The organism is Delftia sp. WSY_7 (assembly GCF_043104845.1).
Taxonomy (GTDB): domain Bacteria; phylum Pseudomonadota; class Gammaproteobacteria; order Burkholderiales; family Burkholderiaceae_C; genus Comamonas; species Comamonas tsuruhatensis.
The window spans coordinates 112,716-130,679 of sequence record NZ_JBICLB010000033.1; the positions used below are offsets into that span (position 1 = coordinate 112,716).

General features: G+C 62.7%; 13 protein-coding genes. 8 read left to right on the forward strand and 5 right to left on the reverse strand.

The genetic code is table 11. The annotated features are described in order from the left end of the window. Nucleotides 1-46: 46 nt before the first annotated feature. From ACF8ME_RS12665 to ACF8ME_RS12680, 4 genes are all read right to left on the reverse strand, one after another. Nucleotides 47-280, reverse strand: a complete 234-nt coding sequence (locus ACF8ME_RS12665) for a hypothetical protein (RefSeq protein ID WP_128422733.1) — start codon at nt 278-280, stop codon at nt 47-49. A gap of 4 nt (nt 281-284) precedes the next feature. Continuing rightward, entirely contained in the window at nt 285-986 is a 702-nt protein-coding gene (locus ACF8ME_RS12670) for an RHS repeat-associated core domain-containing protein (RefSeq protein WP_392416749.1), read from the reverse strand. 129 nt (nt 987-1,115) lie between these two features. Beyond that, entirely contained in the window at nt 1,116-1,475 is a 360-nt protein-coding gene (locus ACF8ME_RS12675) for a hypothetical protein (protein ID WP_198821434.1), read from the reverse strand. Further along, on the reverse strand, nt 1,475-5,998 hold the full coding sequence (locus ACF8ME_RS12680) for an RHS repeat-associated core domain-containing protein (protein WP_392416750.1): 4,524 nt from the start codon (nt 5,996-5,998) through the stop codon (nt 1,475-1,477). The genes ACF8ME_RS12675 and ACF8ME_RS12680 overlap by 1 nt, the downstream gene beginning before the upstream one ends. Nucleotides 5,999-6,366: 368 nt before the next feature. Here ACF8ME_RS12680 and ACF8ME_RS12685 point away from each other — a divergent pair, with 368 nt between their 5' ends. The 8 genes from ACF8ME_RS12685 (at nt 6,367) to ACF8ME_RS12720 (ending at nt 17,374) form a co-directional block, all read left to right on the forward strand. Continuing rightward, complete coding sequence (locus tag ACF8ME_RS12685) at nt 6,367-6,894, forward strand: MarR family winged helix-turn-helix transcriptional regulator (protein ID WP_016446043.1); 528 nt, start codon at nt 6,367-6,369, stop codon at nt 6,892-6,894. A gap of 70 nt (nt 6,895-6,964) precedes the next feature. Continuing rightward, entirely contained in the window at nt 6,965-8,419 is a 1,455-nt protein-coding gene (locus ACF8ME_RS12690; protein ID WP_392416752.1) for an efflux transporter outer membrane subunit, read from the forward strand. Between the two features lie 132 nt (nt 8,420-8,551). Next, a complete protein-coding gene (locus ACF8ME_RS12695; protein WP_392416754.1) occupies nt 8,552-9,913 on the forward strand; it encodes an efflux RND transporter periplasmic adaptor subunit in 1,362 nt (453 codons plus the stop codon). Nucleotides 9,914-9,958: 45 nt separating this feature from the next. Next, nucleotides 9,959-11,593, forward strand: coding sequence for a DHA2 family efflux MFS transporter permease subunit (locus tag ACF8ME_RS12700; protein WP_392416756.1), 1,635 nt, complete (start codon nt 9,959-9,961; stop codon nt 11,591-11,593). Nucleotides 11,594-11,762: 169 nt separating this feature from the next. Then, nucleotides 11,763-12,854 carry an MBL fold metallo-hydrolase gene (locus tag ACF8ME_RS12705; RefSeq protein WP_016446038.1) on the forward strand — a complete coding sequence of 364 codons (1,092 nt, stop codon included), beginning with the start codon at nt 11,763-11,765 and terminating at the stop codon, nt 12,852-12,854. Nucleotides 12,855-12,977: 123 nt separating this feature from the next. Beyond that, the gene (locus ACF8ME_RS12710) at nt 12,978-13,388 is read left to right on the forward strand and encodes a polyhydroxyalkanoate granule-associated phasin (RefSeq protein ID WP_016453442.1); all 411 of its coding nucleotides are present in this window, start codon (nt 12,978-12,980) and stop codon (nt 13,386-13,388) included. A gap of 216 nt (nt 13,389-13,604) precedes the next feature. Then, a complete protein-coding gene (cycA, locus tag ACF8ME_RS12715) occupies nt 13,605-15,065 on the forward strand; it encodes a D-serine/D-alanine/glycine transporter (protein ID WP_209669319.1) in 1,461 nt (486 codons plus the stop codon). Nucleotides 15,066-15,376: 311 nt separating this feature from the next. Further along, nucleotides 15,377-17,374, forward strand: coding sequence for a TonB-dependent receptor domain-containing protein (locus ACF8ME_RS12720; RefSeq protein ID WP_392416758.1), 1,998 nt, complete (start codon nt 15,377-15,379; stop codon nt 17,372-17,374). Between the two features lie 95 nt (nt 17,375-17,469). On the opposite strand, the gene ACF8ME_RS12725 is transcribed toward ACF8ME_RS12720, so the two are convergent. Next, nucleotides 17,470-17,955, reverse strand: coding sequence for a rod shape-determining protein (locus ACF8ME_RS12725; protein ID WP_012205563.1), 486 nt, complete (start codon nt 17,953-17,955; stop codon nt 17,470-17,472). Between the last annotated feature and the right edge of the window lie 9 nt (nt 17,956-17,964).

Genomic DNA, 17,964 nt, shown 5'->3' on the forward strand with positions numbered 1-17,964 from the left:
CCACGGCTATCGCAGCTGACGTAGGCTACAGATTTTTTTGAAAGATTCAATCAGGGTTAATTGATGATTTTTCTTCTTTCTCCAATTTTTTCCGCTTTTTTGATTGATGATGCAGCATCGAAAGATGCCCAAATAGAGCCAAAGAGAAATGCAAGGCAACAACACAAATCAGCCCCATCAGACTCGCACCCCACCAAGGCCAAGCAGGCGAAAATATTCTATAAATCCAAATTCCAAAAAACAAATATAAACAGCCATAGAAAATAGTAAATCCCGTCATCTAATCACCTCCGGCAGCTGCACTGCTCTCCATCACTTGTCAACGTCGAAGACAAGCCTGCACCACCAATAATTCTTGGAAATAACCATCTAAATAAAGGCGTAGGTCCCGTACCAAATGTTGATCCAAGTCCCAAACCAATTCCTCCAATTTCAGGGGTTAATGCCCGCCGCCATCCAATATCTGCAACTAATGATGCACCACGAGCAACTGGGTCTAGTGATGAGTATTTCGCGTAGGATGCCGTGGTTTTTTGACCTATTTCATAAAGCAATTTCTCCCGAAGACTGAGATTAAGCCACGCAACATCAGCGTCAGCTCCTAGCATGTACCAGTTCGCAGCAGAGGAACACGAGGGAGTTAAGGCAGAACCAGCCAAACCTACTGTCGAAGGTGAAAGTGCAGCTGCTATTGCCGGCATGGTGACAAGCCTAGTCCACGCACCTGCCTGCACAGCTTGATCGAGAGTGGTTTTGTGCTTTGCACCTTCAAACGTCGTTAGGTCAAGAAATACCAATCCTTCGGGATCAATGAAATTCAATGGATTTCCACTCACATACCCAAACCGATTCCACCCACCCTCCAACCCGATCGGGTCCGCCTGCATATACCGACCCGTCGCCGCATCGTAGTACCTGTGCAGGTTGTACGACAGCCCCGTCTCTTCATCAAACACCTGCCCCGGATACCGCAGGTCGAACTTCACCGCCTGCGCATAGCTGGGGCCCTGACGGTTCGGCCGTAGCCACGGGCGCCCGTGGTGGGCCGCACTTCGTCAAATCCCGAGATCAGCCGGCTACCCTGCTGCAGGGGCATGTTCAGATGCTGCGTGTGACTAATCCACTCGAGCCGCAGGTACCAAGGTAATACCTGCACATCCTGCATCTAATCTATACATCAAGTCCGCTATTTTCACGCCACTTTTACGATAACGCATCGAATAAACCATCTTTTTTGGCATTGCATTTACCTCTTCGACAATGATCATTGCTTCACTATCCCAAGCAATAGATTTTGCGGCTTTTGAGAAATCTGAATTACTTGAAGCACATTGCTCCGGATTGGAAATAAATTCTTCGATTTTATCCAAAATATCTCTAGGAGAGGGGTACGTAGAGATAAATATCGCACCAGAGAAAATCAACCCCACAAAAAACAACAAAATCATATAGAATTTTTTATTCAGTAATTTCATTATCTTAAAAAATTCCATATTTTTGCCTTACAAGAATTAACAACGCACTTCTGCACACACTGCTGCGCAGTGCTCATGCAATTTTCATTAAATAGATTATATTTACTCGGCTTATTCCCACCAGACCTACAATCCAGAACACATTGGTCAATATATTTTTCATCACAGCCAGCAACTTTACCACAGTAACTTTTATCCACAATATCGCTGTCATCAACATACGCACCATTGCTATTCATCATTGCTGCCCATGGCCCTTTTGGTTTTGCCCCGCTATACCCCGATGGATACCACCCAGCGCAATTACCATTAACACAAGTAAATACATGAGGCCAGTCGTTATTAAACCCAGGATAAGTACATATTTGAGCCTCAAGCCCCTTAGGGTCAATGAAATTCAATGGATTTCCACCCACATACCCAAACCGATTCCACCCACCCTCCAACCCGATCGGGTCCGCCTGCATATACCGACCCGTCGCCGCATCGTAGTACCTGTGCAGGTTGTACGACAGCCCCGTCTCTTCATCAAACACCTGCCCCGGATACCGCAGGTCGAACTTCACCGCCTGCGCATAGCTGGGGCCGCTGACCGTCTGGCCGTAGCCACGGTCGCCCGTGGTGGGACGCACTTCCCCGAACCCCGAGATCAGCCATTGCCAGGCCACCTGTCCCTGCTGGTTGGTCAGCCGCCTGGGGGTGTTCAGGTGGTCCGTGTGGATGGCGTACAGGCGGCCGTTGATTTCTGCCGCAATGGGCATGGGGCCGCTGGCCGTGGGCAGGTAGATGATTTCCGTGCTGTCGCTCTGGCCTGCCGGAGCTGCGCTGTTGGCGCTGCGTTGGTTGGCGTACTGGCCCAGCACGGTGCTGCCTATGCCGTCTTCGGCGTACAGGGTCTGCAGCGTGGTCGGTTGACCTGCGCCGCGCGCATCGCTTTTGAACACGCGCTGGCCCAGGGCGTTGTAGACGTAGCTGACGGCTCTTGCGTCGGCAGCGTCCGCGTATTCGCCGGCCTTGGCGATGCGGCCATCTGCGCCGTAGTGCAGGTGGTTGTCTCCCTTCTTGACCAGGGCGCCCGCAGCGTCGTAGCTGAAGGTCACGTTGCTGTTCTGCGCCACGCTGCCCGGGCGCTGCAGCGTCTGGGCATAGCTTTGCAGGCGGTTAGTGCCCGCCGCAGTCTGGTAGTTGCGCTTGAGCGTGGAGGTGCCCGATGCCAAGGCGTTGGTGTAGTGCACCTCCGTGCGATTGCCATTGCCATCCCAGGCATAGCCGGAGGCGCTGAGCTCGATGGTGTCGGCCAGGCTCCAGCCAGTGGGCAGTGCCAGGCCCGCAGGGGCGCTGTGCGCGCTGGCCGTCAGGCGTCCCACGGCGTCATAGCTGAAGGCGCTGGACAGCTTGGCCTGCTGGGCTGCGGCCGTACCCGGCAGCATGTGCTGCTGCTGGATCAGGCTGATGCGGCCCGCAGCATCCCAGGTCAGGTTCAGCAGTTGGCTGCTGGCCAGTTGGCCTGCCGTGTTGTAGCTGCGCTGCTCGGCCAGGGTGGCCGTGGCGCCGGGCTGCTGCGCAAAGCCCGTCCATCGCCAGGCCGTGGGCTGCCCCAGCGGGCTCCAGGCCGGGCCGGTGACCAGGGGCTGGCCGTTCCACTGCAGGCCCGTGATCTGGCCTGTGCTGTCATACAGGTAGGTGGCCTGCCTGCCGCTGGGGTAGGTGATGCTTTGCAGTTCTCCGCCTCCGCCCTGCCCGGCAGGTACATAGGAGTGGATCAGCGACTTGGTGTCGCCATTGGCAAGGATCTGGCTCTTGCGCAGCACCCGGCCCAGGATGTCGCGCTGGTACTGGGTGGTGACGCCGGGGTCCTGGATTTCGCTGAGGTGGCCCGTGCTGGCCTTGGGGGCGCCGGGGCCGTTGTAGGTGGTGCCGGCCAGGTCATAGCGCAGCGTGGAGGTTGTGGTGCTGCCGTACTGGAGCTGGGTGGGACGGCCCAGGGCGTCGCGCTGCACGGTCAGGGTGCGGCCTGCGGCGTCCTTGGCGGTCGCGATCAGGCCCAGGGCGTCATAGGTAGCGGTGATGTTGCCGGCGTCGGGGGTGGCTTCGGCCTTGGCGTTGCCCAGGGCGTCTCGGGTGTAGGTGGTGGTGACGCCTTTGAAGTCCTGGGCGGATGTGACTGCGTCCAGGGCGTTGTATGACAGCGATGCGCTGGCGTTGTCTTCGTTGGTGATAGCGCCGACTCGCCGCAAGGGGTCAAGACCTATGCTGGTGCCACGGCTTGACCCGTTGGCCGGCCGTACACTGCTGATCAGGTCGCCATTGGCGTCATAGCCAAATTCTGTCGCCACTTCGCCGATAGTGAGGCGTTGAATACGGTTGAGACTATTGATGGTGCGTTTCACCACCCACGCTGGTTGATTTCCGGCATCTCGAACAATTTCATCCAAGCGATTTCCCATATTATCCAGGATGTATGAAGCAGAGTTACCGCGATTATCATTCCAGCCAATCAAGCGTTGGGCATTGTCATATATATAGCTGACCTGATGCCCATTGGAAGCGGTCAAACCTTGCATTTGTCCGGACGGAAGATACCTATACAGCGATACTTCACCATCACGTTGCAGACGAATGAGGCGCCCGCGCAAATCATACTCAAAACTGCTAGCCAGCCCCGTAGTGGCAGTATGCGATTGCAGTCGACCTCCAGCCCCATGAATAAAATGATCCAAATGCCCTAAAGCATTTTTCGTGCTCGAAAGATTCCCAAAACCATCGTAGGCAAAGCTGGAGGTGGCACCGTTAGGGGCGATTTCCGAGGCCACCAGGCCAGACGCAGCATAAGACCACTGCCAGCCTGGAGCAGAGTTGTCGGCTGCACCCACATCTCCGACGGCCAAACTCAATAGACGTCCCTTCGCGTCGTAGGTGTAGCTGGCCTGGCGCCCCGACTCAACTATTCTCGAAGGCAAGCTCCATTGAGGATGCCATTCCATGTTGGCAGTACGTTCCTGAGGCGTTCCTACCGCCTCTGTCACACTCGTCAGCAGGCGTCGCCCATGATCCCAGCCAAATGTTTTCTTGGCACCCTTGAAATCAGTCTCCGATTCACGCAATCCAGAAGAGCCTTGAATACGACTGGCAGCATCTAGTTCCCCACTCACACCCGGCGCACTACTGGAAGTGACTTCCAGAACACCAAAAGCATTTTTATACCTATAGAAACGTTGACGCCCCAACGGATCTATCACCTGAGTTTCCCCATAATCTTGCGAAGGATATCCAATTTGATATTTAGCCACCCCATTCGCACGCTCAGTGTCTATCACTTGCCCATCTGCATTGTATTTAAATGTGGACAATCTATTATTATTTTCGTCAGTAACACCGGTCAAAAAATGAGGATATCTAAGGTCCTCATATTTATAGCCTATCGTTGATCCATCTTTGTAAATTACCTTCTGCAAATTACCCATGGCATCATACTCAAATCCAACTTCGCGCACGCCATCGACGTCGATATCCTGGAGCTTGCCCTGTGAGCCATAAACAAAGTTGAGCCTTCTACCAAAGCCATTGCGTACTTCGGCGATTCTATCGCCTGCATCATACTCATACTCAATAAACCAGCCATTTCGCCGCTCATGCCTTAGAAGCTTTCCTGATTCATCAAAATTTCTTATATCTCCATTCTGCAAATCATTCAAAATCCAGCCATGACCCACCTGCGTCAGACTACTTGATCCATTTCTTGCCACCCACGCCCCATTGACCCAATCAAACCAAAGATAGCTGCCATCACCAAAGTTAATTTGGGCCTTTTTCGAAATGCCTTGCGAATTCTTTACATGCTCAAGTCTTACCGCGTAGGAATGAGACCATCCCGCCCCCATCAGCGATTCATTCTGCCGCCGGCGATGCAGGTAGGTCCTCTCGATGGATAGCGGATTCACCCCTGCATCAAAGTAATCAACCTCGTTCATGTACTTTTGAGCAATCGGCAAAATAACAGGATACGGGGTTCTGTATCCACTGATGCGACACATGCGCCCCATATCAACCGAAGCAGCTTCACAACGGTTATTCAGCTCAATGCTTCCGTAGTTACAATCGCAGGTTCCATAAATATTACTTTTGGAATTTTCAGGACAAAATCTAATAATACTCATTCCCACATAAGTATATTGATTATATATATCACTCCCCCTTTTTGAACGAACCCAGCCCCAGCACTCAGCCGTATCACCAACCTCGATCACTTTATGATTTATGAAGTTGTAGTCATCCAGTGGATCTCCGGCTCGCATTGCCGCATAGTCGGCGCAGTAACCCTCAGGGGTCGAATAGTCTTTTGCAGCGCCCAGATTATTCAACCATCCTCTATAAAAGAAGCTACGAGGAACTGCTGCAGACACCGAGTGAATAAATGTCAGAAAACACAGAAAAAACACGGAAATCTTGACGAACGACGAAATTTTCACTAATCCCCCAAAAACAATAAACAAAGTCAATAAATCGGGATCAACGCGATCCAATCAAGCACTGTGATTTTCCTATGCCGCGCCAGCCGGAAGTTGAGCGAATGCTCTGGTTCGCGCTCATCTTACAGAGCATCTGCACTCCATCACCACACCAACAGCGACAGAGTTCCCGAAACTTCACTTTAAAGAGAACTACTGCCGTCTTCCCGTGGAAGGAGTGCATCGCTCCGATAGCCACGCTCCGCAATGAGAGAGCCTGTCCCCCGTGCTCCGCAACAAGGTCTCCACCGCTATAACGACTGCATGCCCCCGATAACCCTTCCCTTGTCCCCGGCACCCTCGCGTCACACGGTCAACCGGTGTTTCTGCAATAATTGCCGCAACAATCATTGCGCAGTCAATCATTTCACTTGCAAGACACCATGACCCAGCCACCCCTGCCCAACGGCCTGCAGCCCTCGGACTTCTACAGCCCTGGCAGCTACACGCCCTTCGAGAGCGTGGGGTTCCTCATGCGCAAGGTGCTCAGCTCCATCCTCCAGCAGGCCGATGCGCAGTTGGCCGAGCATGAGCTGACCTATGTGCAGTGGCTGCCGCTGTACAAGCTGCTGCTGTGCAGCGACGCCACGAATGCCGGCATGGCACGTGACCTGGGGCTGGATCCGGCCTCCATCACGCGGGCGCTGGACCGGCTCGAATCCAAGGGCATGCTGCGGCGCGAGCGCTCCACGGTGGACCGGCGCGTGGTCAAGCTGGTGCTGACTGATGAAGGCCGCGCCATGGCGGCCAAGGTGCCGCAGGTGCTGTCCAGCGTGATGAATGCCCATATGGCCGGCTTCAGCCATGACGAGTCCCGCCAGTTGCTGGACATGCTGCGCCGCCTGCTGGCCAACGGCGATGCGATGCGCGCGCCGGAGGCTGCGCCCCCGGGCACAGCGCCCGCGGCCTGACAGCGCCAGCCCCCTTTTTCCGCCCCGGTTTCCGATTTCCTGATTCTTGACCCCCAACAGGCAGACCACCATGCCCAAATCCTCTGTTTCCGTGGCCGCCGCAGCGGCCACCCTGTGCGCCGCGCTGGCCCTGGCCGGTTGTGCTTCCCAGGGCCCGGCCCATGAGCCGCTGGCCCGGCTGGGCGCCTCCGACCTGGGTCTGACGGCCCAGTCCGAGACAGGCGCCAATACCAGCCTGCCCGCCGCCGATTGGTGGAAGTCCCTGGGCGATGCCCAGCTGGACGGCCTGATCGCCCAGGCGCTGCAGGGCAGCCCCAGCCTGGCCATGAGCCGCGCCCGCTTCGACAAGGCTGCCGCCCTGGCCACGGCCACCAGCACGGCCACCGATGTGCGCGGCACGCTCGGCGTCGACGCCACGCGCCAGCACTACAGCGCCAACGGTCTGGTGCCCGCACCCATTGCCGGCCATACCTACAACACCGGCAACCTGCAGGCCGGCCTGAGCTGGACGCCGGATTTCTTTGGCCGCCATGCCGCCGACCTGCAGGCCGCCCTGGGCGAGGCCCGTGCCGCCCAGGCCGACAGCGCCGCCGCTGCCAACCAGCTGGCCGCCCAGGTGGCGCGCAGCTATGTGGCGCTGGCCCGGCTGATTGCCCAGAAGGAGGTGGCCGGCCGCACGCTGACGCAGCGCCAGTCGCTGCTGGAGCTGAGCCAGCAGCGCACGCGCGCCGGGCTGGACAGCCAGGTGGAGCTGACCCAGGCCCAGGCCGGCCTGCCCGATGCCGGCACGCAGATCGAGATGCTGGACGAGCAGATCACGCTGGCGCGCCGCACCATCGCCGTGCTCTGCGGCCAGGCGCCCGAGGCGCAGCTGCAGCTGGCGCCCCGTCTGGCCGCGCTGCAGATCCAGGCCATGCCCGGCCAGTTGGGCGCAGACCTGCTGGGCCGCCGCCCCGACGTGGTGGCCGCACGCTGGCGCGTGGAGTCGGCAACGCAGGGCATAGAGAGCGCGCGGGCGGATTTCTATCCCGATATCAACCTGACGGCCTTTATCGGCCTCAATGCCGTCGGGCTGGACAACCTGTTCAAGGGCAGCTCGCGCCAGATGGGCGTGACGCCCGCGCTGCGCCTGCCCCTGTTCGACGGCAAGCGCCTGCGCGCCCAATTGCGCGGCACGCAGGCCGATCTGGACACCGCCATTGCCCAGTACAACGGCGTGGTGCTCGATGCGGTCAAGGAAGCGGGCGATGCCATCACTTCCGTGCAATCGCTGGTGCGCCAACAGCAGCTGCAGGCCGAGTCGCTGGAGAAGGCCGAACGCGCCTACGACTTTGCCGTGCAGCGCTACAAGGCCGGCCTGGCCAGCCAGGTGACGGTGCTCAACACCGAGACCCAGGTGATCACCCAGCGCCGCCTGGACGTGGACCTGCGTGCCCGCGCGCTGGACACGCGCGTGTCGCTGATGAAGGCCCTGGGCGGCGGCTGGACCGATGGCACGGATGCCGTGCAGGTCAGCCAGCACTGAGATCGCAACCCGCACAGGAACCCACCGCACTCTTGACCCTCCACCGGGCAGACCGCCAGCCAGCGTGACAGACCGCCAGCCCCCTGCCCCGGCCGCACAACCACATTCACAGATAACAAAGCGCCGAACACCATGACCGACACCAACAAGCAAGCACCCAGCCCTGCCGCCGCACCGGCCGCAGCCTCGCCCGTGGCCAATCCGCAGGGCCGCCGCAAGGGCCTGACCCTCATCGCCGCCGCCGTCGCGGTGGCCGCCGTCGCCTGGGGCGGCTGGCACTGGATGGTGGCCCGCAACTACCAGACCACGGACAACGCCTATGTGGCGGGCAACGTGGTGCAGATCACGCCGCAGGTCGGCGGCACGGTGATCAGCATCGGCGCCGACGACACCGACTACGTCAAGCCCGGCCAGCTGCTGGTGCAGCTGGACTCGGCCGATGCCCTGGTCGCCCTGTCCCAGGCCGAGTCGCAACTGGCCCAGACCGTGCGCCAGGTGCGCACGCTGTACGCCAACAATGCCCCCCTGGTCGCCCAGGTGGCCCAGCGCGAGGCCGACCTGGCCCGCCTGCAGGCCGACGCCGCCCGCGCCCGCGAGGACGTGGACCGCCGCCGCCCGCTGCTGGCCACGGGCGCCGTGGGCAAGGAAGAGTTCGACCACGCCCAGTCCCTGGCCCGCACGGCAGGCAATGCCGCCTCGGCAGCCGAAGCCGCCGTGCGCGCCGCCAAGGCGCAGCTGACGGCTGCCGAAGCCCAGACCAAGGGCAGCAGCGCCGAAGAGCACCCCAGCGTGATCGCCGCCTCCGCCAAGGTGCGCGAGGCCTATCTGGCGCTGCAGCGCACGCGCCTGGTCTCGCCCGTGGAAGGCTATGTGGCCAAGCGCGGCGTGCAGCTGGGCCAGCGCGTGGCCTCGGGCGCGCCGCTGATGACCGTGGTGGGCCTGCACAACCTCTGGGTGGATGCCAACTTCAAGGAAAGCCAGCTGGCCCAGCTGCGCATAGGCCAGAAGACCGAGCTGACGGCCGATGTGTACGGCGACAAGATCAGCTACCACGGCACCGTGGTGGGCATGGGTGCCGGCACGGGCGCGGCCTTCTCGCTGCTGCCCGCGCAGAACGCCACCGGCAACTGGATCAAGGTGGTGCAGCGCGTGCCCGTGCGCATTGCGCTGGCGCCGGAAGACCTGGCACAGCACCCGCTGCGCGTGGGCCTGTCCATGGAAGTCAAGGTGGACGTGCGAGACCAGCAGGGCGAGGTGCTGGCAACGACCACGCGCAACGCACCCGTGGCCCAGACCTCCGTATACGACATGGCGCTGCCGCAGGCCGAGGAGCGCATTGCCCACATCGTGGCGGGCCAGAACGTGGCACCGCTCAAGCAGTTGCCCGAGCTGCCACCCGTTGCCATGGCCGATGCGCAAGACAGGTCACAGGGCAAGGCGCCAGCCGCAGTGGCCTCCGCGCCGGTTGACGCGCAGGCCACGCAGTCCAAGTAAGCAGGCATCGCTTCCCCGCCTTCCCAGAACCTACGCGGACTGCCTATGACTTCCTCTACCACCGCCGTGCCGGAGCCGGCGCAGCCGGGTGGGCCGACCGTGCCGCCTGCCGCGCCACCCTCGGCACCGCCTGCCATGCCCGCACGGCCCGCACCGCTCAAGGGCGCCCAGCTGGCCCTGGGCACGCTGGCCCTGTCGCTGGCCACCTTCATGAACGTGCTGGACTCGTCCATCGCCAACGTCGCCATTCCGGCGATCTCGGGCGACGTGGGCGTCAGCCCCAGCCAGGGCACATGGGTGATCACCAGCTTTGGCGTGGCCAACGCCATCTCGGTGCCGCTCACGGGCTGGCTCACGCAGCGCTTCGGCGCCGTGCGCCTGTTCACCATGAGCGTGCTGCTGTTCGTGCTGACCTCCTGGCTGTGCGGCTTTGCCTCGTCGCTGGAGATGCTGGTGCTGTTCCGCGTGCTCCAGGGCCTGGTCGCCGGGCCCATGATCCCGCTGTCTCAGACACTGCTGCTGTCCAGCTACCCGCCGGCCAAGGCCGGGGTGGCGCTGGCGCTTTGGGGGATGACCACCCTGGTGGCGCCCGTGGTCGGGCCGCTGCTGGGGGGCTGGATCACGGACAACATCTCCTGGCCCTGGATCTTCTACATCAACGTGCCCGTGGGCCTGCTGTCGGCCCTGATGACCTGGAGCATCTACCGCAGCCGCGAGACCCCCACGCGCAAGCTGCCCATCGACTCCGTGGGCCTGGCCCTGCTGGTGCTGTGGGTGGGCGCGCTGCAGCTGATGCTGGACAAGGGCAAGGAGCTGGACTGGTTCGCCTCGGGCGAGATCGTCACGCTGTGCGTGCTGGCCATCGTGAGTTTCGTGGTCTTCCTGGTCTGGGAGCTGACGGATGCGCACCCGGTGGTGGACCTGCGCCTGTTCATGCGCCGCAATTTCGCGGCCGGCACGGTGGCGCTGTCGATTGCCTACGGCCTGTTCTTCGGCAACGTGGTGCTGCTGCCCCTGTGGCTGCAGCAGTGGATGGGCTACACCTCCACCACGGCCGGCATGGCACTGGCGCCGGTGGGCATCTTCGCCATCATCCTGACGCCGCTGGTGGGCCGCAAGGTCACGCAGTGGGACCCGCGCAGGATGGCCACGGGCGCCTTCATCGTGTTCGCCCTGGTGCTGTGGATGCGCTCGCGCTTCACGGTGGAGACCGACTTCATGCACATCCTGGTGCCCACGCTGATCCAGGGCGCGGCCATGGCCTTCTTCTTCATTCCGCTGACCACGATCACGTTGTCGGGCATCTCGCCGGACCGTATCCCGGCCGCCGCCGGCCTGAGCAACTTCGTGCGGATCACGGCGGGCGCCATGGGCACCTCCATCGCCACCACGCTATGGGAAAACCGCGCCGCGCTGCACCACGCCCATCTGACAGAAGGGCTGGTCCAGGGCCAGGGCGTGTTCGGCGTCACCCTGCAGGGGCTGCAGGCCGCAGGCCTGAGCCAAGCGCAGGCGCTGGCCCAGATCAACCGGCTGGTGGACCAGCAGGCCTACACGCGCGCCGCCGACGACATCTTCCTGGCGTCGTCCGTGCTGTTCCTGGTGCTGATCGTGCTGATCTGGATGACCAGGCGCCCTGCGGGCCATGCCGGCGGTGCCGAGGCGGCCGGCGCCCATTGATGACCAGCCTCCGGGCCATCACCACAAGGAGCTGCCTGCAGGGGCAGCTCCTTTTTTGTTTACATGACGACACGCAAGGCGCCTTGAACGGGGCCGCCAAGACCACCATCTCGACAGGGCTGCGCCATCGGTTCCATGATGGCGGCGGCCTGAACACCGACGGAGCACCGTGAAAACAACCCGCATCTTCCGCGCCCCGATTGCCGACTACTCCCAATCGCCCCAATCGTCGGCCGGGCGCTTTCGCAACATCCATCCCCGCCCGGCCAATGCCCCCCAGCCCGACGCCAAGGTGATGTGGGACTTCTTCTTCAACAAGCCAAAGGACACCGAGCCTGCGGCGCCCCTGCCCGTGCAGCGGCTCACCCCGGCCGACCTGGCCGCCGCGCCCGAGCGCAGCCTGTACCGCCTGGGCCACTCCACGCTGCTGATGAAACTGCGCGGCGGCTGGTGGATCACCGACCCGGTGTTTGCCGAGCGCGCCTCGCCCTTTTCCTTCATCGGCCCCAAGCGCTTTCATGCGCCGCCCATCGCCCTGCATGAGCTGCCCGCGCTGCGCGGCGTGGTGCTCTCGCACGACCACTACGACCATCTGGACCGTGCCACCATCCGCGCCCTGGCGCCCCGGGTCGACTTCTTCCTGTGCACGCTGGGCGTGGGCGACCGGCTCATGGCCTGGGGCGTGGCCCCCGAGAAGGTGCGCCAGTTCGACTGGTGGCAGGACGTGCAGGTGGACGGCCTGCGCTTCACGGCCACTCCGGCCCAGCATTTCTCGGGCCGGGGCCTGCGCGACGGCAACCGCACGCTGTGGGCGTCCTGGGTCATCGAGGACCTGGCAAGCGCCGACACGCTGCGTGTCTTCTTCAGCGGTGACGGCGGCTATTTCGACGGCTTTGCGGAAATCGGCCGGCGCTTCGGCCCCTTCGACCTCACGCTGATGGAGACCGGCGCCTACGACCCGCACTGGCCCTATGTCCACATGCACCCGGCCCAGACCGTGCAGGCCCACCGCGACCTGGGCGGACGCTGGCTGCTGCCCATTCACAACGGCACCTTCAGCCTGGCCATGCATGCCTGGTGGGACCCCTTCGAGCGCGTGCTGGCCCTGGGCGCCGAGCACGGCATTGCCGTGGCCACGCCCATGATGGGCGAGCGCGTGGACCTGGCCGCCCCCCATGCAGGCGAGCGCTGGTGGCGCGCCCTGGTATCTGAGGTCACGCAGGACGGAGCCGCGCCGGCACCCCGGCCCCAGCCGCGATAAACGCGTTTTTGCTGCATTGCGTCATCGGCCTACGCGGACCGGCATGCATCTGGCTAAAGTGGAACCGGCAAGTGGATCTGGCAAGTAGATCCGGCAAATGGATCCAGAGCTTCAGGAGCGCACATGGCAAACCGCAAATCTTCCAAGGCAGCTTCGGTGGCCCGTCAGGCCACCGATCTGGCCATTGCCGCGCCGCAGGTGGTGGCGCACAGGCTCACCCGCATGGCGCTGGCCGGGGCCAATCCCTCCGCACGGGACCGGCGCGAATTCACGCGCATGGTGTCCGAGAAACAGACAGCCTTCCACCAATCCTGGGCCGCCATGGGCCTGCAGTCCATGGTCGCCAGCCAGGCCCTGATGCAGGCCTGGATGCGCATGTGGTGGATGCCCTGGAGCGCCTCCACCTGGAATGGGGGTGCACTGGCATCGCAGGCCTCGCAATGGAGCAACGCCATGTGGGGCGTGGTGGGCAAGGGCATGGCGCCCGTGCACCGCACCGCAGTGGCCAACGCCCGGCGCCTGGCGCGCGGCTGATCCACCCATATCAAACCCGCTTCATTGACTGGAGCGGCACGGCGCGGCAGGGCTGATGCGGGGGCGAGGTTCAGGTATCCTCGCGGCCTTCGTTCCGTTTTGCTGCGCTGCCGCATTTCCAGGCATGGACTCCATGCAGAGACTGAAAACACGGCCGCGGCAGGCGGATTTCCCCCTTTCTGCCATCGCTTTGCCAGTCTTCCCCGGAGTTCTCTGATGACACACAAGGCCCCGCCAGCCGGCCAGGGCCTGCACGGTCAAGACGACCTGCAGCGCAATCTCACCAACCGCCACATCCAGCTCATCGCCATCGGCGGTGCCATCGGCACGGGCCTGTTCATGGGCTCGGGCAAGACCATCAGCCTGGCGGGTCCGTCCATCGTCTTCGTCTACGCCATCATCGGCGTGATGCTGTTCTTCGTGATGCGGGCCATGGGCGAGCTGCTGCTGTCCAACCTGCAGTACCGATCCTTCATCGATTTCTCGGCCGATCTGCTGGGGCCCTGGGCGGGCTTCTTCACGGGCTGGACGTACTGGTTCTGCTGGATCGTCACGGGCATTGCCGACGTGATCGCCATCTCGGCCTACTCGCAGTTCTGGTTCCCCGGCCTGCCCCAGTGGGCCCCGGCCATTGCCTGCGTGGGCCTGCTGCTGGGCCTGAACCTGCTGACGGTGAAGCTGTTCGGCGAGATCGAGTTCTGGTTCGCCATGATCAAGATCGTGGCCATCGTGGCCCTGGTGGCAACGGGGCTGTACATGGTGGGTGCCGCCTTCGTCTCGCCTGCGGGGCGTGCGGCCAGCCTGTCCAACCTCTGGAACGACGGCGGCATGTTCCCCAACGGGATGATGGGCTTTTTCGCGGGCTTCCAGATCGCGGTGTTCGCCTTCGTGGGCATCGAGCTGGTGGGCACCACGGCGGCCGAGGCCAAGGACCCCGAGCGCACGCTGCCGCGCGCCATCAACTCCATTCCCGTGCGCATCATCGTGTTCTACGTGCTGGCCCTGATCGCCATCATGGCCGTCACCCCCTGGCGCGACGTGGTGCCGGGCAAGAGCCCGTTCGTGGAGCTGTTCGTGCTCGCAGGCCTGCCGGCCGCCGCGGGCGTGATCAATTTCGTGGTGCTGACCTCGGCCGCCTCGTCGGCCAACAGCGGCGTGTTCTCCACCAGCCGCATGCTCTATGGCCTGGCGCTCAAGGGCGATGCGCCCAAGTCCTTCCACCGGCTGTCGCGCAGCAGCGTGCCCTCGCGCGGGCTGCTGTTTTCCTGCACCTGCCTGCTGGCCGGCGCGTTTCTGATGTGGGTGGTGCCCGATCTGGTGGAAGCCTTCACGCTGGTGACCACGGTATCGGCCATCCTGTTCATGTTCGTGTGGTCGCTGATCCTGCTGTCCTATATCGCCTACCGGCGCCAGCGCGCGGCCCTGCATGAGGCTTCGCGCTACAAGATGCCCGGCGGCGTGGCCATGTGCTGGGCCTGCCTGGTGTTCTTTGCGGCCATCCTGGGCCTGCTCACCCTGCAGGCCGACACGCGCCAGGCGCTGGTGGTGACGCCGGCCTGGTTTGCACTGCTGGCCATTGCCTACCAGTTCGTGCGCCGCCGGGCATCAAGCCAACCCTCGGGCAGCTGCGCTGAGCCTTCCAGCGCCCTGCCAGGCGCCGTGGCCAAGCCGCGCTGACCTGGTTTCTGGCCGCCCCCTGCGCTCCGGGGCGGCCTTTGCACGGAGGCGCCGCACCCCGTGCTCCCTCTCAGCGCCCTGCCAACCTCCTTCATTTTTGTGCACCAGACTTGTGCACAACGCCTCAGGCGTGTCCAGCGATTAGATAACGCGTGAACAAAAAACAACTGTCTTTACGTGAAGGGAAAGATGTAGATACAAATCGTTATCATTCGCACCTTGATTTTTAACCCATACGGAACTTTACAAAGATGGTCAGAATCTCGGTGCTCCGCCCTCTTCCACTTTGCGCTGCCCTGGCATGCACAGCCATGGCCCATGCCCAGACGGCCGACAGCAAGGCCGACACGTCCCTGTCCACGGTGGTGGTGACCGCCTCGGGCACGGCCGTGGACATCAAGGAGGCGCCGGCCAGCATCAGCGTGATCACGCGGGAAGACATCGAGCGCAAGCCCGTCACCAGCATCGGCGAGCTGCTGTCCACCATTCCCGGCGTGACCGGCGGCCTGTCCGGCACGGGCGCCCAGTCCAAGATCAAGCTGCGCGGCCTGCCGGAGAAGTACACGCTGATCCTGGTGGACGGCAAGCGCCAGGGCAACTCGGCCGGCATCAACTACCGCGACGACCTGGGCTCGCAGGATCTGGACTGGATCTCGCCCGAGATGATCGAGCGCATCGAGGTGGTGCGCGGCCCCATGTCCTCGCTGTACGGCTCGGACGCCATGGGCGGCGTGATCAACATCATCACGCGCAAGATCGGCAAGCGCTGGAGCGGCTCGACCACGCTGAACTACAGCAAGCCCTCCGACGGCGACCGCGGCGACACGCGCCAGCTGGGCTTCAACATCAGCGGCCCGCTGTCCGACAAGTTCGGCCTGCGCCTGGGCGGCAACTACACGGACCGCGCTGCCGACGAGAGCACGGGCGGCTTCCCGGGCACGTACCAGTCCACGGCCGGCTCGCGCAAGCAAAACCTCAACGCCCTGCTCAACTGGCAGCTCACGCCCGACCAGGTGATCGGCATCGAGGCCGCGCAAGGCATCCAGCGCGCCACGGGCTCCGACGCGCGCACGGCGTCGGGCGACCAGGTGGTCTATCCCTGGGGCCTGAGCAAGCTGGAGCAGACCAAGTTCGGCATCAGCCATGACGGGCGCTGGGGCGACCTGACCTCCAAGCTCAACCTCGTGCACAACAAGTACGAGGACAAGGGCGACACCATCGGCAACAACTCCAAGGAAACCACGCTGGACGGCCGCATCGACAAGCCGTTGAAGCTGTGGGGCCTGGACCAGGCCATGACGCTGGGCATGCAGTGGCGCCGCGAGTCGCTGGACAACCGCGACACCATCGGCCTGGCGCCCATCGACTACGCGGGGCGCCCGGTCTCGGGCTCGGGCCTGAGCGCCACCACCTGGGCGCTGTTCGGCGAGGACCAGATCTTCCTGCGCGAGAACCTGGCGCTGACGCTGGGCCTGCGCATGGACCACCACCAGAAATACGGCAACAACTGGAGCCCGCGCGCCTATCTGGTGTACCACCCGGCCTCGGAGTGGACGGTGCGCGGCGGCGTCTCGCGCGGCTTCCGTGCGCCCAACCTGAAGGAAAACTCGGCCAGCGCCGCCACGCAATCCGGGGGCAACGGCTGCCGCAGCCTGGCCGGCATGGGCTGGACCAGCACCAGCGTCAACGCCGACGGCACGCGCGGCTGCTACATGGCCGGCAACCCCGACCTGCAGCCCGAGACCAGCACCAACTTCGAGCTGGGCACCAGCTGGGACCGCAATGGCTGGGCGCTGGGCGCCACCTACTTCCACACCAACTTCAAGAACAAGATCGACTACCAGCCGCTGGGCTTCTACAACGGCTTCTGGTGGACCCGCATGGCCAACGCCCAGCGTGCCCGCACGCGCGGCCTGGAAGGCTTCGTGAACGTTCCCCTGGCAAAGGGCCTGACCTGGAACACCAACATCACCAAGATGTTCGAGTCCAAGAATCTGAGCACGGGCGCCTCGCTGCTGGCCGTGCCCGAGCTGTCCATCTACTCGTCGCTGCAGTGGCAGATCCGCCAGGGCTGGTCCGCCATGTTCAGCGCCCGCCACGTGGGCAAGGAAGTCGTGACCACGGGCACGGCCACCACCTTCGCCAAGGCCTATACGACCTTTGACGTGTCCATGAACTACAACGTGACCGACACCCTGACCCTGCGCGCCGGCATCATCAACCTGGCCGACAAGGAAACCCGCACCATCGGCGCCAACTATGACAACGGCGGCCGTACCTACTTCGTGGGGATGACGGCGCGGTTCTGATGGCGCGGTTCTGATAGCGCGTTATCGGCCCTTGCGCTGACCCGGACAAAGCGCCCGTTGTGACGGGCGCTTTTTTCATGGCGAGAAGCAAAGCCTCACTCCCAGACACCGCCCTGCGCAGGGGGCTTGCGCGTCAGCAATTCCTCGTCGGTCAAGGGCCGGCCTGTCCAGACATTCACCTTCGAGGCGCCGGCCGCGTTGGCCAGCTCGCGCAAGGCCCTCAATTCCACCTGGGTGAATCCGCCCTCGGGGTCGCCGAGCGGATGGATGACGATGTGCGGGGAGGCCGCCAGCCAGGCACGCCGATGCATGCGCCTGAGCTGGTACTTCAGAAGCTGCTCGGCCAGGATGAAGTCCGATATCAGCGAACGCGGGTGGGCGAAGGGATTGACGACTTCGGCAGGCTCCGATGCAGCCGCGAGCCTGGCCTGCGGGCCGGCCGCGAGAATCCGGCGCCGGGGCGGCGGACTCAGGGCCAGCTCGGGAACCTCCGAGAGGGTCTGCCCGGTCTTCGGATCCTTCAGCGTCAGGCGCTCGGGAGAAATCTGTACGTAGATGAGTGATATGAAGGCAGAGAGCATGGATATCCA